This window comes from Roseateles sp. Mitsp63, assembly GCF_059491535.1.
Window position 1 is genome coordinate 426,013 of the sequence record NZ_CP168509.1, and the last position, 22,159, is coordinate 448,171.

General features: G+C 69.4%; 22 protein-coding genes. 10 read left to right on the forward strand and 12 right to left on the reverse strand.

Annotated elements, in window-relative coordinates; all coding sequences use genetic code 11:
* Positions 1-127: 127 nt before the first annotated feature.
* From ACEN96_RS01855 to ACEN96_RS01885, 7 genes are all read right to left on the reverse strand, one after another.
* Positions 128-1,075, reverse strand: a complete 948-nt coding sequence (locus ACEN96_RS01855) for a CysB family HTH-type transcriptional regulator (protein WP_495586354.1) — start codon at positions 1,073-1,075, stop codon at positions 128-130.
* Between the two features lie 156 nt (positions 1,076-1,231).
* Positions 1,232-2,155 carry a CysB family HTH-type transcriptional regulator gene (locus ACEN96_RS01860; protein ID WP_495586355.1) on the reverse strand — a complete coding sequence of 308 codons (924 nt, stop codon included), beginning with the start codon at positions 2,153-2,155 and terminating at the stop codon, positions 1,232-1,234.
* A complete protein-coding gene (locus ACEN96_RS01865; protein ID WP_495586356.1) occupies positions 2,152-3,225 on the reverse strand; it encodes a sulfate/molybdate ABC transporter ATP-binding protein in 1,074 nt (357 codons plus the stop codon). The genes ACEN96_RS01860 and ACEN96_RS01865 overlap by 4 nt, the downstream gene beginning before the upstream one ends.
* Before the next feature lie 84 nt (positions 3,226-3,309).
* Positions 3,310-4,194 carry a sulfate ABC transporter permease subunit CysW gene (cysW, locus tag ACEN96_RS01870; RefSeq protein ID WP_495586357.1) on the reverse strand — a complete coding sequence of 295 codons (885 nt, stop codon included), beginning with the start codon at positions 4,192-4,194 and terminating at the stop codon, positions 3,310-3,312.
* Position 4,195: 1 nt separating this feature from the next.
* Positions 4,196-5,077, reverse strand: coding sequence for a sulfate ABC transporter permease subunit CysT (gene cysT / locus ACEN96_RS01875; RefSeq protein WP_495586358.1), 882 nt, complete (start codon positions 5,075-5,077; stop codon positions 4,196-4,198).
* Positions 5,078-5,085: 8 nt separating this feature from the next.
* On the reverse strand, positions 5,086-6,135 hold the full coding sequence (locus ACEN96_RS01880; protein WP_495586359.1) for a sulfate ABC transporter substrate-binding protein: 1,050 nt from the start codon (positions 6,133-6,135) through the stop codon (positions 5,086-5,088).
* A gap of 142 nt (positions 6,136-6,277) precedes the next feature.
* Positions 6,278-7,090, reverse strand: a complete 813-nt coding sequence (locus tag ACEN96_RS01885; RefSeq protein WP_495586360.1) for a glycosyl transferase — start codon at positions 7,088-7,090, stop codon at positions 6,278-6,280.
* A 175-nt stretch (positions 7,091-7,265) separates the two neighbouring features.
* On the opposite strand from ACEN96_RS01885, the gene ACEN96_RS01890 reads away from it, so the two are divergent.
* From ACEN96_RS01890 to ACEN96_RS01905, 4 genes are read left to right on the forward strand one after another with little or no spacing between them, the layout of a single operon-like run.
* On the forward strand, positions 7,266-8,216 hold the full coding sequence (locus ACEN96_RS01890; protein ID WP_495586361.1) for a TauD/TfdA dioxygenase family protein: 951 nt from the start codon (positions 7,266-7,268) through the stop codon (positions 8,214-8,216).
* Complete coding sequence (locus ACEN96_RS01895; RefSeq protein ID WP_495586362.1) at positions 8,213-9,259, forward strand: ABC transporter substrate-binding protein; 1,047 nt, start codon at positions 8,213-8,215, stop codon at positions 9,257-9,259. Before ACEN96_RS01890 ends, ACEN96_RS01895 begins: the two co-directional genes overlap by 4 nt.
* Positions 9,260-9,261: 2 nt before the next feature.
* The gene (locus ACEN96_RS01900) at positions 9,262-10,113 is read left to right on the forward strand and encodes an ABC transporter ATP-binding protein (protein ID WP_495586363.1); all 852 of its coding nucleotides are present in this window, start codon (positions 9,262-9,264) and stop codon (positions 10,111-10,113) included.
* On the forward strand, positions 10,110-11,021 hold the full coding sequence (locus ACEN96_RS01905; protein ID WP_495586364.1) for an ABC transporter permease: 912 nt from the start codon (positions 10,110-10,112) through the stop codon (positions 11,019-11,021). Before ACEN96_RS01900 ends, ACEN96_RS01905 begins: the two co-directional genes overlap by 4 nt.
* Here ACEN96_RS01905 and ACEN96_RS01910 read toward each other — a convergent pair.
* Both ACEN96_RS01910 and ACEN96_RS01915 read right to left on the reverse strand, forming a co-directional pair.
* On the reverse strand, positions 10,996-11,433 hold the full coding sequence (locus ACEN96_RS01910) for a type II toxin-antitoxin system VapC family toxin (protein WP_495586365.1): 438 nt from the start codon (positions 11,431-11,433) through the stop codon (positions 10,996-10,998). The two genes, ACEN96_RS01905 and ACEN96_RS01910, sit on opposite strands and share 26 nt — an antisense overlap.
* On the reverse strand, positions 11,430-11,642 hold the full coding sequence (locus tag ACEN96_RS01915; RefSeq protein ID WP_495586366.1) for a type II toxin-antitoxin system VapB family antitoxin: 213 nt from the start codon (positions 11,640-11,642) through the stop codon (positions 11,430-11,432). The genes ACEN96_RS01910 and ACEN96_RS01915 overlap by 4 nt, the downstream gene beginning before the upstream one ends.
* A gap of 439 nt (positions 11,643-12,081) precedes the next feature.
* On the opposite strand from ACEN96_RS01915, the gene ACEN96_RS01920 reads away from it, so the two are divergent.
* The 5 genes from ACEN96_RS01920 to ACEN96_RS01940 all read left to right on the forward strand — a co-directional run bounded on the left by ACEN96_RS01920 (position 12,082) and on the right by ACEN96_RS01940 (position 17,173).
* A complete protein-coding gene (locus ACEN96_RS01920) occupies positions 12,082-13,497 on the forward strand; it encodes a pyridoxal-phosphate dependent enzyme (RefSeq protein WP_495586367.1) in 1,416 nt (471 codons plus the stop codon).
* A complete protein-coding gene (locus tag ACEN96_RS01925; RefSeq protein WP_495586368.1) occupies positions 13,494-14,696 on the forward strand; it encodes a trans-sulfuration enzyme family protein in 1,203 nt (400 codons plus the stop codon). The genes ACEN96_RS01920 and ACEN96_RS01925 overlap by 4 nt, the downstream gene beginning before the upstream one ends.
* Positions 14,697-14,993: 297 nt before the next feature.
* Positions 14,994-15,932, forward strand: a complete 939-nt coding sequence (locus ACEN96_RS01930; protein WP_495586369.1) for a LysR family transcriptional regulator — start codon at positions 14,994-14,996, stop codon at positions 15,930-15,932.
* A 107-nt stretch (positions 15,933-16,039) separates the two neighbouring features.
* Entirely contained in the window at positions 16,040-16,753 is a 714-nt protein-coding gene (locus ACEN96_RS01935) for a Bax inhibitor-1/YccA family protein (protein ID WP_495586370.1), read from the forward strand.
* 18 nt (positions 16,754-16,771) lie between these two features.
* A complete protein-coding gene (locus tag ACEN96_RS01940) occupies positions 16,772-17,173 on the forward strand; it encodes a hypothetical protein (protein ID WP_495586371.1) in 402 nt (133 codons plus the stop codon).
* A 6-nt stretch (positions 17,174-17,179) separates the two neighbouring features.
* Here ACEN96_RS01940 and ACEN96_RS01945 read toward each other — a convergent pair whose 3' ends face one another.
* From ACEN96_RS01945 to ACEN96_RS01955, 3 genes are read right to left on the reverse strand one after another with little or no spacing between them, the layout of a single operon-like run.
* On the reverse strand, positions 17,180-17,821 hold the full coding sequence (locus tag ACEN96_RS01945; RefSeq protein WP_495586372.1) for a glutathione S-transferase: 642 nt from the start codon (positions 17,819-17,821) through the stop codon (positions 17,180-17,182).
* A gap of 48 nt (positions 17,822-17,869) precedes the next feature.
* Entirely contained in the window at positions 17,870-18,430 is a 561-nt protein-coding gene (locus ACEN96_RS01950) for a GNAT family N-acetyltransferase (RefSeq protein WP_495586373.1), read from the reverse strand.
* Between the two features lie 50 nt (positions 18,431-18,480).
* Positions 18,481-19,521, reverse strand: a complete 1,041-nt coding sequence (locus ACEN96_RS01955) for a Gfo/Idh/MocA family protein (RefSeq protein ID WP_495586374.1) — start codon at positions 19,519-19,521, stop codon at positions 18,481-18,483.
* Between the two features lie 227 nt (positions 19,522-19,748).
* Here ACEN96_RS01955 and ACEN96_RS01960 point away from each other — a divergent pair, with 227 nt between their 5' ends.
* Positions 19,749-21,965 carry a M3 family metallopeptidase gene (locus tag ACEN96_RS01960; protein ID WP_495586375.1) on the forward strand — a complete coding sequence of 739 codons (2,217 nt, stop codon included), beginning with the start codon at positions 19,749-19,751 and terminating at the stop codon, positions 21,963-21,965.
* Positions 21,966-22,159: the final 194 nt, after the last annotated feature.

Consider the following 22,159-nt stretch of genomic DNA (forward strand, 5'->3'; position numbering starts at 1 on the left):
CCGTCACTCTAGGAAGCGGTCCCCTCTCCATGAACCAATCGTTTCTGCTTTGCATCTTCGTGCGTCGCAAAGATGCATATGCGGAAATTCTTTCGACATCCCCGGCGCCGGAACCGCTCTCGCCGGGTCAGTCGGACCCGCCCGGCACGGCGCGTGCCTGCTCCACCAGATCGCGGGTCAGCGGCGGCGCGAAGGTCTCGATGAAGGCGTAGACGTAGTCGCGCAGGTAGGCGTCGCGCCGCACCGCGAGCCGCGTCAGGTTGTCCGCGAAGAGATGGCGCGCGTCGATCGCGCGCAGGTGGCGGTCGCGCTCCTCGTCGTAGGCGATCGCGGCCACGATGCCCACGCCCAGTCCCAGCTCGACGTAGGTCTTGATCACGTCCGCGTCCATCGCCACCAGCACGACGTCCAGGTCCAGCCCCGCCTTCGCGAAGGCGTCGTCGATGTGCGAGCGGCCGGTGTAGCCGGTCTCGTAGGTGATGACCGGGAACTGCGCCAGCCGCTCCAGCGTCAGTGGCGTGCCGGCGGCGGCCTCGGCCTCCAGCGCATGCCCCGGCGGCACCAGCACCGTGTGGGTCCAGCGGTAGCACGGCAGCGTCAGCAGCTGCGGATGCAGCGCCAGCGCCTCGGTGGCGATGCCGATGTCGGCCTCGCCGTCGATCAGCAGCCGCGCCACCTGTTGCGGCGAGCCCTGCGTGAACTGCAGGCTGACCTCCGGATGCGATTCGCGGAAGTCGCGCACCGCCGGCGGCAGCGCGTAGCGCGCCTGGCTGTGCGTGGCGGCGATGCGCAGGTGGCCGCTGTCGGCGCGGGCGAAGTCCTCGCCGGCGCGGCGCAGGTTCTCGGCTTCGCGCAGCAGCCGCTCGACGATGGGCATCACGTTGCGGCCCGGCTCGGTCAGGCCGGTCAGGCGTTTGCCGGCGCGCACGAAGATGTCGATGCCGAGCTCGTCCTCGAGCTCGCGGATCTGCCGGCTCACGCCGGGCTGCGAGGTGTGCAGCGCCTGCGCCACCTCGGTCAGGTTGAAGTTGCGGCGCTGGGCCTCGCGGACGGATCGCAGTTGCTGGAAGTTCATGGGGGGCTTGATGTGCAAGCCTCGGAAAGGCGGCTTGCTTATGCGGATTGATTATTCGAATCCGCGCCTCCGATGTCCTCCAACAAAAATCGATAAGCAATCCCGCGTGCCGCGCCTATGCAAACCAGCGCGCGACGCCAGGCCGCGCGCGAGCGCTCAGGCCTCGGGATCCATCGCCTCGCGCACCGCGTCCTCGGTCAGCTCGGCGACGCACTCCTGCAGGAAGCGGTAGGCGAAGCCCCGCAGGTAGTGGCCGCGCTTGAGCGCGATGCGCGTCGTGTTGGCGGGGAACAGATGGCTGGCGTCGATCAGGCGCAGGCCCGAGTCGCGGGTCGGCTCGAAGGCCATGGCCGCGATCACGCCCACGCCCAGCCCGACCTGCACGTAGGTCTTGATGACGTCCGCGTCGAGCGCCGACATCACCACGTCCGGCGCGAGTCCCGCCGACGCGAAGCTCGCGTCGATGCGCGCGCGGCCGGTGTAGCCCTCGTGATACGTGATGAGCGGCTGCTCCGCCAGCGCCTCCAGCGTCAGCGGCTGGCCGATCAGCGGATGCCCTTCCGGGACGACCACCGCATGCCGCCATTCGTAGAACGGGAAGGTGACGAAGGCGTCGTCCTTGCCGAGCGCCTCGGTGGCGATGCCGATGTCGGCCTCGCCGGACTGCAGCAGCGACACGATCTCCGACGGACTGCCCTGGTGCAGCACCAGGTGCACGCGCGGATAGGCCGCCTTGAAGCGCGCCACCACCTGCGGCAGCGCGTAGCGCGCCTGCGTGTGCGTCGTCGCGATCGTCAGCTGGCCCTGGTCCGCGCTGCTGAACTGCTGCGCCAGCCGCTTGATGTTGCGCACGTCCTGCAGCATGCGGTCGACGACGACCGCCAGCTCCTTGCCCGGCTCGGTGAGCCCGAGCAGCCGCTTGCCGCGGCGCTGGAAGAGCTCGACGCCGAGCTCGTCCTCCAGGTCCTTGATGTGCTTGCTGACGCCGGACTGCGAGGTGAACAGCGCGGCCGCCACCTCGGTCAGGTTGAAGTTCTGCTGCACCGCCTCCCGGACGATGCGGAGCTGCTGCAGGTTCATGCCGCCTGGTCGATCCCGAACAGGCTCAGGCGCGAGGCCTGCAGGCGCACCTGCTGGCCGGAGGACAGCTGCAGCGCCTCGGCCTGCTCGCGGCTGAGCTCGGCTTCCAGATGCTCGCCCGAGGCGCCGCGCAGCTCCACGCGCGCGGCGGCGCCGAAGCTCAGCACGCGCTCGACGGTGGCGGGCAGGCCCGGCGCGTCCTGCGCGGGGATGATGACCAGCTCGTGCGGACGCGCGTAGGCCTGCACCAGGCCGTGTTGCGCGCCCTCGATCGCGGCCGCCGCGCCTTGCGCCAGCGTCTGGTCGCCCACGCGCACGATGCCGCTGTCGACACGGCCCTCGAAGCGGTTGACCGCGCCGAGGAAGCCGTAGACGAAGGGCGTCGCCGGACGCTGGTAGACCTCGGTCGGCGAGCCGACCTGCTCCACCCGGCCGTGGTCCATCAGCACGACGCGGTCGGCGACTTCCAGCGCCTCTTCCTGGTCGTGCGTGACGAAGATGCTGGTGATGTGCAGCTCGTCGTGCAGGCGGCGCAGCCAGCGGCGCAACTCCTTGCGGACCTTGGCGTCGAGCGCGCCGAAGGGCTCGTCCAGCAGCAGCACGCGCGGCTCGACCGCCAGCGCGCGGGCCAGCGCGATGCGCTGGCGCTGGCCGCCGGAGAGCTGCGGCGGATAGCGGTCCGCCAGCCAGTCCAGCTGCACCAGCTGCAGCAGCTCATGCACCTTGCGCTTGATCTCCGCTTCCGGCGGACGCTGCTTGCGCGGCTTCACGCGCAGGCCGAAGGCGACGTTGTCGAACACCGTCATGTGGCGGAACAGCGCGTAGTGCTGGAACACGAAGCCGACCTCGCGCTCGCGCACGTGGGTGTCGGAGGCATCGGCGCCGTCGAGCAGCACCTGACCCCGGTCGGCCGTCTCCAGGCCCGCGATGATGCGCAGCAGCGTGGTCTTGCCGCAGCCCGACGGGCCCAGCAGCGCGGTCAGCTCGCCGGTGGGGAAGTCCAGGCTGACGTCGCCCAGCGCGGTGAAGCTGCCGAATGCCTTGTGGATGTTGCGGACCTGGATGCTCATGCTTCTTCCTTCACGACGTTGCGGACAAGACGTCCGCCGGGCCGTCCCAAGGACGGCTTGCGCCCCTCGGGGGCCGCGCTGTACTCAGCGCTGGGGGTCAACACGTTCTGCTTGCCACTCGATGAACTGCTTGAGTCCGAGGGTGACCAGCGCCAGCAGCGCGAGCAGCGACGCGACGGCGAAGGCCGCTGCGAACTGATATTCGTTGTAGAGGATCTCGACCTGCAGCGGCAGCGTGTTGGTCTGGCCGCGGATGTGGCCCGAGACCACCGACACCGCGCCGAACTCGCCGAAGGCGCGCGCGTTGCACAGGATCACGCCGTAGAGCAGGCCCCACTTGATGTTGGGCAGCGTGACGTACCAGAAGGTCTTGAAGCCGCTGGCGCCCAGCACCGTGGCGGCCTCCTCCTCGTCGCGGCCCTGCGCCTGCATCAGCGGGATCAGCTCGCGCGCGACGAAGGGGAAGGTCACGAACACCGTCGCCAGCACGATGCCGGGGACGGCGAAGATGATCTTGATGTCGTGCTCGGACAGCCAGGGGCCGAACCAGCCCTGCGCGCCGAAGATCAGCACGTAGATCAGCCCCGCCACCACCGGCGAGACGGAGAACGGCAGGTCGATCAGCGTGATCAGCAGCTGCTTGCCGCGGAAGTCGTGCTTGGTGATGGCCCAGGCGGCGCTGACGCCGAAGACGACGTTCAGCGGCACCGCGATGACCGCGGCGAGCAGCGTCAGCTTGATCGCGGAGACGGCGTCGGGCTCGATCAGCGAGGCCAGGTAGGTGTCCCAGCCCTTGCGCAGCGCCTCGGTGAACACCGCGGCGAGCGGCAGCAGCAGGAACAGCGCGAAGAAGGCCAGGCCCAGCGTCAGCAGCGTCCAGCGCACCCAGCGCCTTTCCGCGGTGGCGGGGTTGCCTTGGTAGTGGCCGGCCGGGCGGGCGCGGCCGAGCGATGCGGCGGATCCGGCCATGTCAGCGCTTCCCGTCCAGTCCGTTGCGGCGCAGGCTCCAGGCCTGCAGGCCATTGATGCCCAGCAGCAGCAGGAACGAGAACACCAGCATCACCACCGCGATCGCGGTGGCGCCGACGTAGTCGTACTGCTCGAGCTTGGTGATGATCATCAGCGGGGTGATCTCGCTGACCATGGGCATGTTGCCGGCGATGAAGATCACCGAGCCGTACTCGCCGACCGCGCGCGCGAAGGCCAGCGCGAAGCCGGTCAGCAGCGCCGGCGTCAGCATCGGCAGCACCACCAGGCGGAAGGCCTGCCAGCGGTGCGCGCCCAGCGAGGCGGCGGCCTCCTCGAGCTCGGTGTCCAGGTCCTCGAGCACCGGCTGCACCGTGCGCACGACGAAGGGCAGCCCGATGAAGATCAGCGCCACCAGCACGCCCAGCGGCGTGAAGGCGACCTTGATGCCCAGCGGCTCCAGCCACTTGCCCATCCAGCCGTTGGGCGCGTACAGCGCCGTCAGCGCGATGCCGGCGACGGCTGTCGGCAGCGCGAAGGGCAGGTCGATCAGCGCGTCGACCAGCTTCTTGCCGACGAAGTCGTAGCGCACCAGCGACCAGGCCAGGATGAAGCCGAACACGACGTTGATCGCCGCGCCCAGCAGCGCCGCGCCGAAGCTCAGCCGGTACGACGCGAGCACGCGCGGCGAGGTGGCCGCGGCCCAGAAGGCCTCGGCGCCATGGCCGGCGGACCGCAGGAAGACCGCGCACAGCGGGATCAGCACCAGCAGCGAGAGGTAGAAGAGCGTGAAGCCCAGCGTCGGCGCGAAGCCGGGCAGCACGCGGCGTCGTTTGCGGGCCGGCGCCTGGGCGGCTGGCGGCGCGGTGAGCACGGCGGTGTTCATCGGATCAATCAGCGGCGCGCGGCCATGATCTGGTCATAGGTGCCGCCGTCGGCGAAGTGGGTCTTGCCCACCTTGGCCCAGCCGCCCAGCGTCTGGTCGACGCTGAACAGCTTGATCGGCGCGAAGCGCTTCTCATGCTTCCTGAAGATCGCCGCGTCGCGCGGGCGGAAGTTGTTCTGGGCAATGATTTCCTGGCCCTCGGGCGTCCACAGGAAGTCCAGGTAGGCCTTGGCCAGCGCGGCCGTGCCCTTTTTCGCGACGACCTTGTCGACCACCGCGACCGGCGCGTCGGCCTCGATCGAGAGGCTGGGCGCCACGACCTCGAAGTTGCCCTTGCCGAACTCGTTCTCGATCAGCTCGGCCTCGGACTCAAAGGTCAGCAGCACGTCGCCGATGCCGCGCTGGGTGAAGGTGGTCGTCGCGCCGCGGCCGCCGCCGTCCAGCACCGGCACGTTGGCCAGCACCTTGGAGACGAAGTCCTTGGCCTGCGCGTCGGTGCCGCCCTTGGCGATCACGCTGCCCCACGCGGCCAGGTAGCCGTAGCGGCCGTTGCCGGTGACCTTGGGGTTGGGAATGATGACCGACACGCCGGGACGGGCCAGGTCGGCCCAGTCCTTGATGCCCTTGGGATTGCCCTTGCGCACCAGGAACAGCATCGTCGAGCTGTACGGCGCCGCGCCATTGGGGAACTTCGCGCGCCAGTCGGCGCCGGTCAGCCCCTTCTCGGCCAGCGTGTCGACGTCGGTGGCCTGGTTCATCGTGACGACGTCGGCCTCCAGGCCGCCGATCACCGAGCCGATCTGCTTGGACGAGCCACCGTGCGACTGGTTCACCGTGACCGTCTGGCCGGTCTTGGCCTTGTACGCGGCGACGAAGGCCGGATTGATCTGCTTGTAGAGCTCGCGCGCCACGTCGTACGAGACGTTCAGCAGCGTGGTCTGCTGCGCCGAGGCCAGCAGCGGCGCGCCCATCAGCGGTACCGCGGCGGCCAGCATCAGCGCGCGGCGGCGGCTGGCGGAGAACAGGGGACGGCTCAGGGGGGCGGAGTTCTGGGACATGGCGAGCAGGCAGGGCCGGCGACGTTGAGGGTCGGGCTGCGAAGCTTGCCAACAAGTCCTTATTCCAGGAACGATTGTTTGAGCATTTGCTTATTTCGCATAACGCATATGCGATGGGCAGGCGGCGAGCCGCCGGGGCGGCTTACTCGACCCAGTGCTCGGCCAGCCAGGGCGTGGGCAGCACGAAGCTGCGCAGGTGGCGCCAGCGGTGCTTGACGCCGCTGCCGAACGCGGCGCGGAAGTGCTGCCACGGATCGGTATGGGGCGGATCCTGGGTGTTCCAGCGGCCCAGCATCACGTCGGCCGGGTTCGGGCCGCCCGGGAAGGTCACGATGCGGGCGCCGGCGGGCAGCTTGGCCGGCCGGAAGTAGCGCAGCGGGAACGGTGGCAGGCAGTGCAGCCGGAAATGGCGCGTCCAGCTCTCCGGCCACAGCTTGATGCCGCCCGGGACCGAGGCGGTCACCCAGTGCTGCTCGAAGCCGTGCTTGTCCGAGACCGCCTGCGGATTGGCGCGGAAGTTCTCGATGATGTGCGGGTACTTGCCGATCGGGAAGCGGAACACCGAGGTCTGGCCCAGGCGTTGCATCGGCTTGGCCCAATTGCGCGCCAGGATGACGTCGTCCGGATGGCCGTAGCTGAAGTAGCCGTCCATGTTGCCGACGATCACCGAGTCCAGGTCGATGAACAGGACCGGGCCCGACAGGCCGGTCTTCTCGCCCATGTCGGCGCTCCACATCACCAGCTTGCGCCACTTGCCCAGCGACTTCTTCGGCCATTCGCAGCCGAGTTCGGGCAGGTCGTAGGCGTCGACCTCGGGGCGCAGTCCCCGGGCGTCGTCGGTCAGGCAGACCAGGCGGAAGTCGCCGGTGATGTGCCGGCGGAGCATGCCGTAGAGACGGTTCACGTACTCCGGACCATAGGCGGTGCCCCACTTCACGCAGATCACTTGTTTCATGGGGGGCGCTGCTCCTGGCGACGGCTTTTCAGAGAAGCGCCTCACTATATTCACAATTTGTAAACGAAATGCAAACAGGGGCTATTGCGGGCCGGCGGCTATATGCGTCCAGCGCGCTTGAACATGCCGTGAGCTTCGTTCCCGCGAGGAAGGCCGATCCCTAGAGTCGGCGGCCATGAGCACCCTCGCCACCCCCCTCCCCGCCGCGCGGGCCACGCCAGGCGCACCTCGGCTGGCCGCCGGCTTCGCCGCCGATCTCGATGCGCCCTCGCAGGACTTCGAGATCCACGCCTTCGACGGACCGCTCGGCGCCGAGGTGCTGGGCCTGGACCTCGGCAGGCCGCTCAACGACGCGGATTTCTCGCGGCTGCATCGCGCGCACCTGGACCACCACGTGCTGGTCTTCCGCGACCAGCGCATCACGCCGGCGCAGCACATCGCGTTCAGCCGCCGCTGGGGGCCGCTGCAGATCCACGTGCTGCGCAACTTCCAGCTGCCGGGCTTCCCGGAGATCCTGCAGGTCTCCAACGTCCGTGACGCGCAGGGCCAACCCATCGGATTGGGCGATGCCGGGCAGTACTGGCATTCCGATCTCTCGTACAAGGAGCGGCCCAGCCTCGGGTCGCTGCTGCATGCGCAGGAGCTTCCCGCGGAGGGCGGCGACACGCTGTTCGCGAATCAGCACCTGGCCTACGACGGCCTGCCGCTCGCGCTGAAGACGGCGATCGCCGGCAAGCGCGCCGAGCATAGCTACCTGGCCCGCTACGAGGAACTGCGCGCCCGCAATCCGTGGCGCCCGAAACTCACGCCGGCGCAGATCGCCGAGGTGAAGCCGGTGCCGCAGCCGGTCGTGCGCACGCATCCTGAGACGGGCCGGCGCGCGCTGTTCGTCAGCGAGCATTTCACGACGCGCATCCTCGACCTGCCCGAGGACGAGAGCCGCGACCTGCTCGCCCAGCTGTTCGAGCACAGCAGCCGCGACAGCCTCGTGTACCGCCATCGCTGGCAGCCGCACGACCTGGTGTTCTGGGACAACCGCTCGCTGCTGCACCTGGCCGCCGGCTGCCCGGACCATCTGCGCCGGCACCTGCACCGCACCACCATCGAAGGCGACGTTCCCGCATGAAGCACGACATCTCCCCCTCCTTCGGGCGCGCGTCGCCGCGCACGCTGCTGACCCGCGCGCTGGCCGCGGGTATCGCACTGTCGGCACTGTTGGCGCTGCCCGCCCGCGCCGAAGGCCGGATCCGCATCGCCGAGCAGTTCGGCATCGTCTACCTGCTGCTGAACGTCGCGCAGGACCAGCGGCTGATCGAGAAGCACGGCAAGGTGGCCGGCGTCGACATACAGGTCGAGCGGGTGCAGCTCTCGGGCGGCCCGGCGATCAACGAGGCGCTGCTGTCGGGCAGCATCGACATCGCCGGCGCGGGCGTCGGTCCGCTGCTGACGCTGTGGGACAAGACGCAGGGACGGCAGAACGTGCGCGGCATCGCGTCGCTCGGCAACTTCCCGTACTACCTGACCAGCAGCAACCCGAACGTCAAGACCCTCGACGACTTCAGCGACAAGGACCGCATCGCGCTGCCGGCGGTGGGCGTGTCGGTGCAGTCGCGGATCCTGCAGCTGGCCTCGGCCAGGCGCTGGGGCGACGCGCAGTTCAACAAGCTCGACCGCCTGCAGGTGGCGCTGCCGCATCCCGAGGCGACCGCGGCGCTGATCAAGGGCGGCACCGAGATCAATGCCCACTTCGGCAATCCGCCGTTCCAGGAACAGGGCCTGGCCGGCAACCCGAACGTGCATGTGGTGCTCAGCAGCTACGAGGTGCTGGGCGGGCCGGCGTCGGCGACGGTGCTGTACACGACGGAGAAGTTCCGGCGCGACAACCCCAAGACCTACAAGGCCTTCATCGGCGCGCTGGCCGAGGCGGCGGACTTCATCGCCAAGAACCCCGAGCGCTCGGCCGACATCTACATCCGCAACGAGAACTCCAAGGTGCCCAGGGAGCTGCTGCTGAAGGTGATCCGCAACCCGGAAGTGCAGTTCAAGATCACGCCGCAGAACACCTTCGCGCTGGCGAGCTTCATGCACCGCATCGGCGCCATCAAGAACAAGCCGGCGTCCGCGCAGGATTACTTCTTCGACGACCCGCACAACGCGGCGGGGAGCTGAGCATGAGCGCGGTGCTGAAGCGGCTCGGGGCACTGGACGCGCAGAACGCGCAGGACACGCAGCCGGCCTGCGGGGCCTGCGAGGGCCAGGCGCCCGAGACCTGGCAGACCCGCCTGCGGGTCGAGGACGTCAGCCTCGAGTACCGCGGCGAGCGCGGCATCGTCCGGGCGACGCACCGCGTCGGATTCGACGTGCTGGCGTCGGAGCGCTTCGTGCTGCTGGGGGCCTCGGGCTGCGGGAAATCCTCGCTGCTGAAGGCGGTCGGCGGCTTTCTCGCTCCGGCGCAAGGGCGGATCCTCGTCGACGGCGTGCCGGTCACCGGGCCTGGGCCGGACCGCATCGCGGTGTTCCAGGAGTTCGACCAGCTGCCGCCTTGGAAGACGGTGCTGGAGAACGTCGCGTTCCCGCTGATCGCGTCGGGGACGGTGCGGCGCAGGGAGGCGCTGGAGCGGGCGCGCGATTGGCTGGCGCGTGTCGGACTGGCGGACTTCGCATCGGCGTATCCGCATCAGCTGTCCGGCGGCATGAAGCAGCGCGTGGCGATCGCGCGGGCGCTGGCGATGAAGCCGCGCGTCCTGCTGATGGACGAGCCCTTCGCGGCGCTCGATGCACTGACGCGCCGCCGGATGCAGGAGGAGCTGCTGGCGCTGTGGGAGCAGGAGCGCTTCACGCTGCTGTTCGTGACCCACTCGATCGAGGAGGCGCTGATCGTCGGCCATCGCGTGCTGGTGCTGTCGCCGCATCCGGGACGCGTGCGCGCGGAGCTGAACGCGCAAGGGCTCACCCCGTCGCAGCGCGCCGCGCAGGCCTTGCGCATTGAACGGCTGCTGTTCGGCGAGGAGCGCGCCGCATGACCGTCACCGCCTTGCCGACGCCTCGGCCTTCGGACCCGCCCGTGAGGACGGAGCGCGAGATCGCGCCGGACTCCACCCACTCCCTTGTTCTCACGGAGACCCCTCACCCCTCCCTCTTCCCCTGGCGGGGGCGAGGGGCAAATGCGGAGAGCGTCTGGCGACAGGCCGCGTTGCTCGCGCTGTTGGCCGCGCTGTGGGAAGTCGCGGCGCGGATGGCTGACAACGACCTGTTGCTGCCGACCTTCACCGCCGCGGCGCGGGCGCTGTGGGAGGGGCTGACGGGCGGCGAGCTGCTGCTGCGGGCGGCGATCTCGCTGAAATTGCTGCTGCAGGGCTATGCGCTGGGCGTGGTGCTCGCGCTGGCGCTGACGGCGCTCGCGACGTCGTCCCGTTGGGGCCGTGACCTGCTCTCAAGCCTGACGGCGATGTTCAATCCGCTGCCCGCGATCGCGCTGCTGCCGCTGGCATTGCTGTGGTTCGGGCTGGGGGCGGGAAGCCTGGTCTTCGTGCTCGTGCACGCGGTGTTGTGGCCGCTCGCGCTGGCGGCCTCGGCGGGTTTCGCCTCGGTGCCGGAGACGCTGCGGATGGCCGGCCGCAACTACGGTCTGACAGGGCCGCGCTACGTGGCGCAGATCCTGCTGCCGGCGGCGCTGCCGTCGATCCTGTCGGGTCTGCGCGTCGGCTGGGCCTTCGCGTGGCGGACCCTCATCGCCGCCGAGCTCTTCTTCGGCGCTTCGTCCGGCCAGGGCGGACTCGGCTGGTACATCTTCCAGAACCGCAACGAGCTGATGACGGATCGCGTCTTCGCGGGCCTGGCGCTGGTGATCTTGATCGGGTGGCTCGTCGAGCGGCTGATCTTCAGCACCGTCGAGCGCGTCACGATCAGACGGTGGGGCATGCAGCGCTGAACTCAGAGGACCGGACAGGTCTCAAAGCGGGCTCCCCTTCCATCAGCGGAATGCCGAGCAGCGTCGCGAGACGCTGCATCTTCTTGTCCTTCGACCACAGCTTTGCTTCCGGCGTCCGCAGCGTGGCCACCAGCACCGCCATGTCGACCAGGCCACAACCGGAGCCGTACATTTTTCGTTCTTCGACCACTGCCAGGACCTCGTCGATATCAACGGAGTCGATCTGCAGCAGGCTCGCAAGAAGTTTCAATGTGGCCGATCGCGGCATGGGCGGCGTGCCGCAACGTAGCTCACCGATGAGAAGCTCGTGGGTGACCACGCGATGGTCCTTGAGAAGCTCAAGCAATCGTGGATTGCTGCGGCGGAAGTGCTCGATCCAGATCGAGGAATCGACAACGATCTTGGCGCTCATTCAGTCGCTCCCTCCGGATCCCAGCGACGGCGCGGGATGTCCTCCATGTCCGGTGCGCAGCCGCCAAGATCGGCCAATCGATGCGCCGCCTGAATGGCGATGTAGGTCTTCATCGCCAAGGTCACCATTTCCTGTGGGCTCATGGGAGCGTCGGAGAGCTCAAGTGCGCGTTGATAAAGGGCTTGGTCAAGCATGATCTTCCTTGTCATGGGTCGCTCCGAGGTGGCATCACTGAGACTGGATCAGTGACTCGACACGCGCATCGGATCGCGAGGGCAGCAGCTTGCGCTGCCTCGACCGCCTCGTCAGTGGCCTGTTCATATGCCGCTGCCGGCCATGCCCACCGACTCCAGTGGTGCCGCTCCCAAAAACAAACGCCCCGGCCGAAGCCGGGGCGCTGCTCGCATCGGATGACAAGGTTCAGTTCATGGCTGGGTCTTGGGCTTCCTCATGCTGGACGACATGGACGAAGGGTAGGGGCCCGTCCACGCGCCGGGAACGAAGCGAAGCGGATAAGCTGCTGCGGCAACCGCGCTTGAGGTTCCCCCCTCGAGCGGCAGCGCGGCGATAAGCTGCCCGGTTCACCCGGCTTCGGCGCCATCCCTGCCGTCGTCCGGGGCCATCCCACCAGGATCACAAGGAGCCCGCATGAGTGCCTCGGAGACGACTTCCACCGCCATCAACCAGGGACCGCAGCGGCCCGACCGCCCCGCCGTGCTGGACCTCATCGGCAACACGCCGCTGGTCCCCGTCAACCGGCTCGACACTGGCCCCTGCCAGCTCTTCCTCAAGCTCGAGTCGCAGAACCCCGGCGGCTCGATCAAGGACCGCATCGGCCTGTCGATGATCGAGGCCGCCGAGCGCGACGGCCTGCTGCCGCCCGGCGGCACCGTCGTCGAGGCCACCGCCGGCAACACCGGCCTGGGACTGGCGCTCGTGGCCCGCGCCAAGGGCTACCGCGTGGCGCTCGTCGTGCCCGACAAGATGTCCGCCGAGAAGGTGCTGCAGCTCAAGGCGCTCGGCGCCGAGGTCCACATCACCCGCTCCGATGTCGGCAAGGGCCACCCCGACTACTACCAGGACCGCGCCGCGCGCCTGGTCCAGGACATCCCCGGCGCCTGGTACGCCGACCAGTTCAACAACCCCAACAACCCGCTCGCGCACGAGACCACCACCGGCCCCGAGATCTGGCAGCAGGTCGGCCACCGCATCGACGCGCTGGTCTGCGGCGTCGGCTCGGGCGGCACGCTGACCGGCCTGTCGCGCTTCTTCGCCAAGGTGCGTCCGGGCCTGGACCTGGTGCTCGCCGATCCGGCCGGCTCCATCCTCAAGGACTTCGTCGAGAAGGGCAGCTACGGCGAGGCCGGCTCCTGGGCGGTCGAGGGCATCGGCGAGGACTTCGTCCCGCCGATCGCCGACCTGAGCGGCGTGCGCCAGGCCTACGCGATCACCGACGAGGAGAGCTTCGCCACCGCGCGCGACCTCTATCGCGCCGAGGGCATCCTGGCCGGCTCCTCCACCGGCACGCTGCTGGCCGCGGCGCTGACGTACTGCCGCGCGCAGACCACGCCCAAGCGCGTCGTCACCTTCGTCTGCGACACCGGCACCCGCTACCTGTCCAAGGTCTACAACGACCCGTGGATGTTCGACCAGGGCCTGCTCAAGCGCGCCACCAAGGGCGACCTGCGCGACCTGATCGCGCGCCGCGCCGAGGACGGCGCGGTCGTCAGCGTCAGCCCCGAGGACACGCTGGCCACCGCCTTCTCGCGCATGCGCCAGGCCGAGGTGTCGCAGCTGCCGGTGCTGCGCGGCGGCAAGCTGGTGGGCCTGCTGGACGAGTCCGACCTGCTGGCCCAGATGCACATGGACGCGCGCCACTTCAAGGACAGCGTCGACAGCGCGATGAGTCATGATGTGCAGACCCTGCCGCCGGGCGCGCCGCTGTCCGACCTGATCGCCCAGCTGCGCAAGGGCCTGGTCGCCGTGATCGCCGACGATCGCGGCTTCTACGGCCTCGTCACCCGCTTCGACCTGTTGAACCACCTGCGAAAGGGCTTGTCATGAGCCAGTCCCCCAACAACAACGACCACCCCGCCGACGCCGACCTGCGCTTCGACACGCGCGCCATCCACGGCGGCCAGCATCCCGATCCGCTGACCGGCGCGGTCATGCCGCCGATCTACGCCACCTCGACCTACCGCCAGCAGAGCCCGGGCGTGCACCAGGGCTACGAATACGGCCGCACCCACAACCCCACGCGCCAGGCCTATGAGCGCGCGATCGCCAGCCTGGAGGGCGGCGTGCAGGGCTACGCGTTCTCGTCCGGCCTGGCCGCGATGGCCACGGTGCTGGACACGCTGGACGCCGGCTCGCACATCGTCGCGGGCGACGATCTCTACGGCGGCAGCTACCGGCTGTTCGAGCGGGTGCGCAAGCGCAGCGCCGGCCTGCAGGTGACCTACGTCGACAGCAGCGATCCGGAGAACGTCCGCGCCGCGCTGCGGCCCGAGACCCGGATGATCTGGATCGAGACGCCCAGCAACCCGCTGCTGAAGCTGACCGACCTGGCGGCCGTCGCGAAGATCGCGCGCGAGCATGGCGCGCTCGCCATCGCCGACAACACCTTCGCCAGCCCCTGGTCTCAGCGGCCGCTGGAACTGGGCTTCGACGCGGTGATGCATTCGGCCACCAAGTACCTGAACGGGCACAGCGACGTGATCTCGGGCGTGGTCGTGGTCGGCGGCGAGCAGCGCCAGGCGGCATTGCGCGAGCAGCTCGAGTTCCTGCACAACGCGGTGGGCTCGATCGCCGGTCCGTTCGACAGCTTCCTCGCGCTGCGCGGGCTCAAGACGCTGGCGCTGCGCATGGCGCGCCACAACGAGAGCGCGCTCGAGCTCGCCCGCTGGCTGGAGGCGCAGCCCAAGGTGCGCCGCGTCCATTACCCGGGGCTGGAAAGCCATCCGCAGCTGGCCCTGGCCCGGCGCCAGATGCGCGGCGGCGGCGGGATGATCAGCGTGCAGCTCGACACCGACCTGGCCGGCGCGCGCCGCTTCCTGGAACGCGTGCGGATCTTCTCGCTGGCGGAAAGCCTGGGCGGCGTCGAGAGCCTGATCTCGCTGCCCGCGCTGATGACCCATGCGTCGATCCCGGTCGAGACGCGGGCGCGGCTGGGCATCACCGACTCGCTGGTGCGGATCTCCGCCGGCATCGAGGACGTCGAGGACCTGCGCGATGACCTGAAGGCGGGCTTGGCCGCGATCTGATCGGTGCAGGCTCCTCGCGGCGGCCTGGGGCCGTCGCCAACGAACGCGCCAGGGCTGGCAGGCCGCTGGCGCGTTCTGTTTTTCCGAGCCGCCAGCCGCACAAGAAGCGAAGTGAATCGTCAAGAAGCTGTGAAGATGTGCGCGTCCAGCGCGCATAGAACCGAGCCGACAGGGGCTGCGACTCCACCTGACCCCGGGTCGGCGATCGTGTCGAAAAAACCTTCGTGAAAACGTTCTTAACCTCCGTTTAAGCGAAGCAGTTCATCATCCCGGTTCGTCTTTTTCGGAGGCCCTGCCATGTCCACCCTCAACTACCGTCATCTGCACTACTTCTGGGTCGTCGCCAAGGAAGGCGGCTTCGCCCGGGCCGCGGACCGGCTGGGCATGGCCGTGCAGACGATCAGCGCGCAGGTGCGCGAGCTGGAACGGGCGCTCGGCCACCAACTGCTCAAGCCCGAAGGCCGCGGCTTGGTGCTGACCGAAGCCGGCCAAGCCGCCTTCGCGCGCGCCGAGGAGATCTTCCAGATCGGCCAGATGGTCCCCCACGAGGTCCACGAGGCCGCGACCCAGCGGGTGCAGCGCCTGTCGGTGGGCCTGTCGGACGGACTGTCGAAGCTGGCCGCCCACGCGCTGCTGGCGCCAGTGCTGGACACGCCCCAGCTGCGCCTGGTCTGCCATGAGGGCGAGGTCGACCAACTGGTTGGCGAGCTCGCGCTCCATCACCTGGACCTGGTGCTCACCGACCAGCCGGCTCCCGTCAATCCGACGCTGCGGATCACCAGCCAGCTGCTGGCCAGCACGCCGGTGGACTGGTATGGGCCGGCGGAACTGATCGAGCGCGCGCGCCGCACGCCGAACAAGCCTTTCCCCCATGTGCTGGAGTCGTTGCCGGTGCTGCTGCCGACCCGCCACGCCTCGCTGCGGTCGAGCCTGGAGCGCTGGTTCGAGCAGCACCACATCCGGCCGCAGATCGTCGGCGAGTTCGAGGACAGCGCGCTGATGAGCGTGTTCGCCGCCCGCGGCCTGGGCGTGTTCCCGGTGAGCCGGCTGGGCGCCGACGACCTGTCGATCATGGCGGGCCTGCACCTGCTGGGACAGAGCGAGGTGATGGAGGACGTCCATGCGATCTACTCCCGCCGCGGCCAGAACCATCCGCTGGTGGCCAAGCTGCTGCAACGCCGCGGCATGTCCGTCCAGGCCGTCGAGAACGAATCGGAAATGACTGCTGAAGAATGAGAGATAAGCAGGTTTATTCGAACTCTCCGCGCCGCTAAGGTCCGCACCTCATGCGCGTGTGAGCGCGCCTGCCGTCCAACGGCTCACCTCGCATCAAGGAGACCCTCATGAGCGACTTCCAACGACCTCCGGCGTCCCCCTCGGCCTGGACGCCCGCCACCGCTCGCGGTGGCGATTCGGTCTTCACGCAGCGCGCCGACGTGGCGCGCGTGCTGCGCAACACCTATGCGCTGCTGTCGATGACGCTGCTGTTCAGCGGCGCCGTGGCGGCGGCGGCGGTGGCGTTCCAGCTGCCGGCGCCCGGGATGATCCTGACGCTGATCGGCTACTTCGGCCTGCTGTTCGCGATCCACAAGACGCAGCACTCCGCCGCCTCGGTGCCGCTGGTCTTCGCGCTGACCGGCTTCATGGGCTACACGCTGGGCCCGCTGCTGAGCGCCATCCTGACGCTGCCCGGCGGCGCCAACACCATCGCGATGGCGCTGGGCACCACCGGCGCGACCTTCCTGGTGCTGTCGGCCTACGTGCTGGCCACGAAGAAGGACTTCAGCTTCATGGGCGGCTTCCTGTTCGCCGGCATGATCATCGCGCTGCTGGCCTCGCTGGCGAACCTGTTCTTCCAGCTGCCGATGCTGGCGATGGTGGTCTCGGGCGTCGTGGCGCTGCTGTCGGTGGGCATGATCCTGTTCCACACCAGCATGATCGTGAACGGCGGCGAGCGGAACTACGTGATGGCCACGGTCAGCCTGTTCGTGTCGCTGTTCAACCTGTTCACCAGCCTGCTGAGCATCTTCGGCTTCGCCGGCTCGAGCGACGACTGACGGCACGCGGCCTCGGCGATGAAGACCTTCCTGTGGTCCGTGACCGGCCTGTTCGCGCTCTTGTGGAGCGGCCTGGCCTGGATGTCGGCCAGCCTGGTGCGCTGGACGGTGGAGGCCCTCTCCACCGGCCGCGCGGCCGAACTCGGCAAGACCGCGGTCGAGTTCAAGTTCCCCGGCTGGGTGGAGCCCTTCCTCGACACCGGCCTGCTCGAGTTCGCGCAGGACGTGGTGCGCTGGCTGATGGAGATGGCTGGCGCCGGCGCGCCGATGGCGGGCACCGCGATCGGCTGGCTGGTGCCGGTGGTCTGGATCGCCTGGGCGGCCGGCCTGACGGTGCTGATCGTGATCGCGTTGGTGCTGAACCAGCTGATCAAGCGCCTGCCCGCCGCGGGCACCGCGGCGGCGCCCCTCGCGCGCTGAGCGCCTTCAGCCGCCCACCGGCTGGACGATGCCGTCGCCGTGAGGCGCGGCGCGGAACTCGGGCAGCTGCCCGGCCTCGGTCGCGTAGGCGATCAGCGTCTGCAGCTGCTCCGACGGCGGCAGCAGCTCCGGCGTCATCTCGCGCACGAACTCCCACATCACGCCGATCGTGATGCCGGCCAGGCCGATCGCATCGCGCTCGGCCGACAGCGGCGCCTTCTTCATCTCCGCTTCCAGTTCCAGCAGCGCGGCGCGCAGCTGGCCGCTGACGCGATCGAGCCAGGGCGCATGCTGCTTGTCGCCGGGCCGCAGCTGCTGCTCGTAGACGGCCTGGACGCTCTTGTCGGTGGCGGCGAGCGCCAGCCCCGTCAGCCGCAGCGCGCGCTTGAGCGCCGGATCGCTCGGCGGCAGCAGCGCGCGGCCGGGCGACAGCGACTGGGCGTACTGCAGGATCAGCGTCGAGTCCATCAGCACCGTGCCGTCGTCGCAGACGAAGGTCGGCGCCTTGACGACCGGGTTGATGCGGCTGAACGCGTCGAAGGTGCGGAACACCGACAGCGAGCGGTGCTCGAAGCGCAGGCCGAGCAGCAGCATCGCGATCGCCGAGCGGCGGACGTAGGGGGAGTCGAGCATGCCGATGAGCTGCATGGCGGTGTCCTTGGCGGGGTCGATGAAGGGAAGGGCGGCGCGCGCGGCTCAGGCGCCGGGCGGCAGCGCCACGGTGAAGCGGTAGAGGCAGCACTCGTCGCCGTGGAGGGTGCGCAGCTCGCGGACGATCTCGCCCGCGGCGCGGCCGCGGATCACGCCGGGCCAGAACTGCGCGGCCGGCGTGTTGGCCATCAGGTGGTAGACCTCCCAGCGGCCCGGGAAGCGCGCCAGCACCTCGCCGGCCGCGCGCGCCGCCAGGCCGTGGCCGCGATAGCCGCGCGCCAGGAAGAAGTAGCCCATGTTGTGGTCGGAGCCGGGGGTCTCGCACTCGCCGTCGACCACCGCGAAGCCGGCCAGGTCCTCGCCGTGCCAGATCACGAACGGATGCACGTCCGGCTGCGCCCAGTACGGCGCCTTGGGCCGCAGCTGATAGCGGCCGTCCGGCGCGAACGCGACCGGCGTCCATTCGCTGAGGTCGTAGTTGTAGAACTGCATGAGGTTCTCGATGCGCGGCAGGTCGTCGGGCGAGGCGCGTTCGATGCGCAGTCCGGGATCGTCGGGCAGCGGCACCGGGATCGATTCGGAGAAGGCGGCGGGGCGTGTGTCCATCGGGGCTCTCGTCCGGGTGGGGCGGCGCGTCAAGGCGCCGGTGCCGCGCCTCAGCGCGGCGGGAACGCGTCGTCGAAGGGGGAGCGCACGCCGGCCAGCGCGCGGATGCGGTCCATCCAGCCCAGCACCGCCAGCGTCTCCGCGTGCGGCACGACCGGGCTCTCGATCTCGCCGGCGCGCGCGCAGCGCATCGCCTCGCGGATCTCGTTCTCGAAGCCGTTGATCTCGAAGGGGCGCTCGATGGTCTCGGCCACGCCGCGCGCGGGCAGCAGCTGGGCGCGCGTCGCCTCCCAGAAGGTCTCGGGCAGCACGATGGCGCCGGACTCGCCCAGCACCTGCAGCGTGTTCGGCGCGAAGGTGTCGATCGCGCAGTGGAACTGCGACACGAGTCCACCGCCGAAGTCCAGCGCCACCGCCAGCCGCGCGTCGACGCCGGTCGGCGCGAGCGCCGCCTTCACCTGCAGGTCCACCAGCGGCGGCACCTCGCCGAGCGCGTGCTGCAGCACCCAGCGCGTGGCGGTCAGGTTGTAGATGCCGACGTCGAGCAGCGCGCCGCCGGCCAGTGCCGGGCTGAAGAGGCGGCTGTCGGGGTCGTAGGGCGCGGGGAAGCAGAAGCTTGACTGCAGGCCGCGCAGTGCGCCGATGCGCCCCGCGCGCAGCCAGGCGGCGAGCTCCTGGTAGACCGGCAGGAAGCGCGTCCAGACCGCCTCCATCAGGAAGGCGCGATGCGCGCGCGAGGCCTCGACCAGCCGGCGGCCCATCTCCTGGTTGGGCACCAGCGACTTCTCGCACAGCACCGCCTTGCCGGCCTGCAGCGCGGCCAGCACGTACTCGAAATGCTGGCCGTGCGGCGTCGCGACGTAGACACCGTCGATGGCCGGATCGTTCATGACGGCCGCTGGATCGGTATGGGCCAGCACGGCGGGTTCGCCGCCCTGCGACCAGCGTTCGGCGAACTGCCGGGCGCGATGGGCGTCGCGGCCGCAGACCGCGCGCAGGCGGCAGCCGTCGAGGCGGGCGACGGCCTCGGCGAAGCGATGCGCGATCGCGCCGGGGCCGATCAGGGCCCATTGGAAGGTGGGTTCGGACATGGCGGGGATGGGTCGGCTGCGGGCCCGCGCCCAGGGGCGGAGCGAGCGCCCATGCTAATCGTCAACGGGTGCGGCGGCGCTTGGGCGCGCTGGGCTCAGGGTTGTCCCGCATCGGGTTCCCCACAGGGGCGGACGGCGCCCGTGGCCTTCGGTTTCGCGGGAGTCATCGGCTAAGGTGACGGCTTTCCGCACAACACAGGACGCCCGCGACACGCGGGCGCGTTCCCATGAGGATTCCTTTCGTCCTGGCCGCCACCGTGGCCATCGCCGCGCCGGCGCTGGCGCAGACTGCCGCTCCCGCCGCCGCGCCGGCCAGCGTCGCCCAGGCGGCCGAGCCCTCGGCCGTCAACCTGCTGCTCGCGCCGAGCACGCTGCCGCTGCAGTACCCGCCCTTCGACCGGATCCGCGATGCCGACATCGGCCCGGCGCTCGACCAGGGCATGGCCGAGCATCTGGCCGAGGTCGGCGCGATCGCGGGCAACGCCAAGGCGCCGACCTTCGACAACACCATCGTCGCGCTCGAGCGCAGCGGCGCCACGCTGGGCCGCGCGGTGACGCTGCTGATGAGCCTGACCGGCGCCGACGCCAATCCGGCGCGGCTGAAGCTGCAGGCCGACTACGCGACGAAGCTGGCCGCGCACCGCGACGCGATCCAGCTCGATCCGGCGCTGTTCGCGCGCGTCGAGTCGCTGTACCAGCGGCGCGCGTCGCTGGGCCTGGGCGCGGCCGAGCAGCGCCTGATCGAGCGCCACTACAACCAGCTGCTGCGCGCCGGCGCGAAGCTGGACGACGAAGGCAAGGCGCGCATGAAGGCGATCAACGCCGAGATGGCGCAACTGGGCGCGCGCTTCAACCAGAACGTGCTGGCCGAGGTGAACGACTCGGCGGTGATCGTGGACGGCGCCGATGAGCTCAAGGGCCTGGGCGACGAGCAGATCGCCGCCGCGGCGGCCGCGGCGAAGGCGCGCGGGCAGGATGGCAAGTACCTGATCGCGCTGCTCAACACGACCGGGCAGCCGGTGCTGTCGCAGCTCGAGAACCGGGCGCTGCGCCAGCGCATCTACGAGGCGTCGGTCGAGCGCGGCTCGCGCGGCAACGCCTACGACAACACGGCGCTGGTGTCGCGCGTGGTCACGCTGCGCAGCGAACGCGCGCGGCTGCTGGGCTTCGCCACGCATGCGGACTTCGTGCTGAAGGACGAGACGGCGAAGAATCAGCAGGCGGTCAACACGATGCTGCGCCAGCTGGCGCCGGCGGCGGTGGGCGCCGCGCGCCGCGAGGGCGGCGAGCTGCAGGCCATCATCGATCGCGAGCAGGCGGCGCGGCACCAGCCGTCGTTCAAGCTGGCGGCGTGGGACTGGAGCTTCTACAGCGAGAAGCTGCGGGCCGAGAAGTACGGCTTCGACGAGACGCAGCTCAAGCCCTACCTCGAGATGAAGAACGTGCTGGAGAACGGCGTGTTCTACGCGGCCGGGCAGTTGTACGGGCTCAGGTTCAAGGAGCGCCACGACCTGCCGGTGTACCAGCCGGACGTGCTGGTCTACGACGTGTTCAACGCGGACGGCTCGCAGCTGGCGATCTTCATCGCCGACATGTACGCGCGGCCGTCCAAGCGCGGTGGCGCGTGGATGAACGCCTACGTGGACCAGAACGGCCTGCTGAACCAGAAGCCGGTGGTGGCGAATCACCTGAACATTCCCAAGCCGGCGGACGGCAAGCCGACGCTGCTGACCTGGGACGAGGTGAACACGATGTTCCATGAGTTCGGGCATGCGCTGCACGGCATGTTCTCGAACGTGAAGTACCCGAGCATGGCCGGCACCAAGGTGCCGCGCGACTTCGTCGAGTACCCGTCGCAGGTCAACGAGATGTGGGCGGACTGGCCGAGCGTTCTGGCGAACTACGCGAAGCATTACAAGACCGGCGAGCCGATGCCGCGCGCGCTGCTGGACAAGGTGCTGGCGGCGAAGCAGTTCAACCAGGGTTTCGCCACGACCGAGTACCTGAGCGCGGCGAGCCTGGACCAGCGCTGGCATCAGCTGGCGCCGGACCAGATCCCGGGCGCGGACGGCGTGATGGCCTTCGAGGCGAAGGCGCTGCGCGAGGAAGGCTACGACTACGACGCCGTGCCGCCGCGGTACCGCACGCCCTACTTCAGCCACATCATGGGCGGCTATGCGGCGGGCTACTACGCGTACGTGTGGTCCGAGGTGCTGGACTCGAACACGGTGCAGTGGTTCAAGGCCAACGGCGGGCTGAAGCGCGAGCTGGGCGATGCGTTCCGCGCGAAGCTGCTGTCGCAGGGCGGAAGCCAGGACGCGCTGGTGCTGTTCCGCGGGGTGGTCGGCCACGACCCGCAGATCCAGCCGCTGCTGGAGCGCCGCGGTCTGGTGCTGGACAAGACGCGGACCGCGTCGACGCCGCAGGGCTCGACGCCGCAGTGATGGGGGGTGATGCTGGCAAGACCTGCCCCCGAAGGTGGGTTGTCAGCTGTGATTGATCAAAGGGCGCTCATCGAAGCGCCCTCTTTCGTTTCTGGGAGGAACTGGCGGCACCAGACTTTCCGCCTCGTCATCGAGGTGGAGCAGTGCGGATGGATGAGATCACGAGGAAGTGGTTTGTGAACCCTTACGAAATT

Coding starts and splice junctions, on each gene's coding strand:
- ACEN96_RS01855 (WP_495586354.1), bottom strand. CDS start 1,075: ATGAACTTCCAGCAACTGCGATCCGTCCGCGAGGCCCAGCGCCGCAAC.
- ACEN96_RS01860 (WP_495586355.1), bottom strand. CDS start 2,155: ATGAACCTGCAGCAGCTCCGCATCGTCCGGGAGGCGGTGCAGCAGAAC.
- ACEN96_RS01865 (WP_495586356.1), bottom strand. CDS start 3,225: ATGAGCATCCAGGTCCGCAACATCCACAAGGCATTCGGCAGCTTCACC.
- cysW (WP_495586357.1), bottom strand. CDS start 4,194: ATGGCCGGATCCGCCGCATCGCTCGGCCGCGCCCGCCCGGCCGGCCAC.
- cysT (WP_495586358.1), bottom strand. CDS start 5,077: ATGAACACCGCCGTGCTCACCGCGCCGCCAGCCGCCCAGGCGCCGGCC.
- ACEN96_RS01880 (WP_495586359.1), bottom strand. CDS start 6,135: ATGTCCCAGAACTCCGCCCCCCTGAGCCGTCCCCTGTTCTCCGCCAGC.
- ACEN96_RS01885 (WP_495586360.1), bottom strand. CDS start 7,090: ATGAAACAAGTGATCTGCGTGAAGTGGGGCACCGCCTATGGTCCGGAG.
- ACEN96_RS01890 (WP_495586361.1), top strand. CDS start 7,266: ATGAGCACCCTCGCCACCCCCCTCCCCGCCGCGCGGGCCACGCCAGGC.
- ACEN96_RS01895 (WP_495586362.1), top strand. CDS start 8,213: ATGAAGCACGACATCTCCCCCTCCTTCGGGCGCGCGTCGCCGCGCACG.
- ACEN96_RS01900 (WP_495586363.1), top strand. CDS start 9,262: ATGAGCGCGGTGCTGAAGCGGCTCGGGGCACTGGACGCGCAGAACGCG.
- ACEN96_RS01905 (WP_495586364.1), top strand. CDS start 10,110: ATGACCGTCACCGCCTTGCCGACGCCTCGGCCTTCGGACCCGCCCGTG.
- ACEN96_RS01910 (WP_495586365.1), bottom strand. CDS start 11,433: ATGAGCGCCAAGATCGTTGTCGATTCCTCGATCTGGATCGAGCACTTC.
- ACEN96_RS01915 (WP_495586366.1), bottom strand. CDS start 11,642: ATGACAAGGAAGATCATGCTTGACCAAGCCCTTTATCAACGCGCACTT.
- ACEN96_RS01920 (WP_495586367.1), top strand. CDS start 12,082: ATGAGTGCCTCGGAGACGACTTCCACCGCCATCAACCAGGGACCGCAG.
- ACEN96_RS01925 (WP_495586368.1), top strand. CDS start 13,494: ATGAGCCAGTCCCCCAACAACAACGACCACCCCGCCGACGCCGACCTG.
- ACEN96_RS01930 (WP_495586369.1), top strand. CDS start 14,994: ATGTCCACCCTCAACTACCGTCATCTGCACTACTTCTGGGTCGTCGCC.
- ACEN96_RS01935 (WP_495586370.1), top strand. CDS start 16,040: ATGAGCGACTTCCAACGACCTCCGGCGTCCCCCTCGGCCTGGACGCCC.
- ACEN96_RS01940 (WP_495586371.1), top strand. CDS start 16,772: ATGAAGACCTTCCTGTGGTCCGTGACCGGCCTGTTCGCGCTCTTGTGG.
- ACEN96_RS01945 (WP_495586372.1), bottom strand. CDS start 17,821: ATGCAGCTCATCGGCATGCTCGACTCCCCCTACGTCCGCCGCTCGGCG.
- ACEN96_RS01950 (WP_495586373.1), bottom strand. CDS start 18,430: ATGGACACACGCCCCGCCGCCTTCTCCGAATCGATCCCGGTGCCGCTG.
- ACEN96_RS01955 (WP_495586374.1), bottom strand. CDS start 19,521: ATGTCCGAACCCACCTTCCAATGGGCCCTGATCGGCCCCGGCGCGATC.
- ACEN96_RS01960 (WP_495586375.1), top strand. CDS start 19,749: ATGAGGATTCCTTTCGTCCTGGCCGCCACCGTGGCCATCGCCGCGCCG.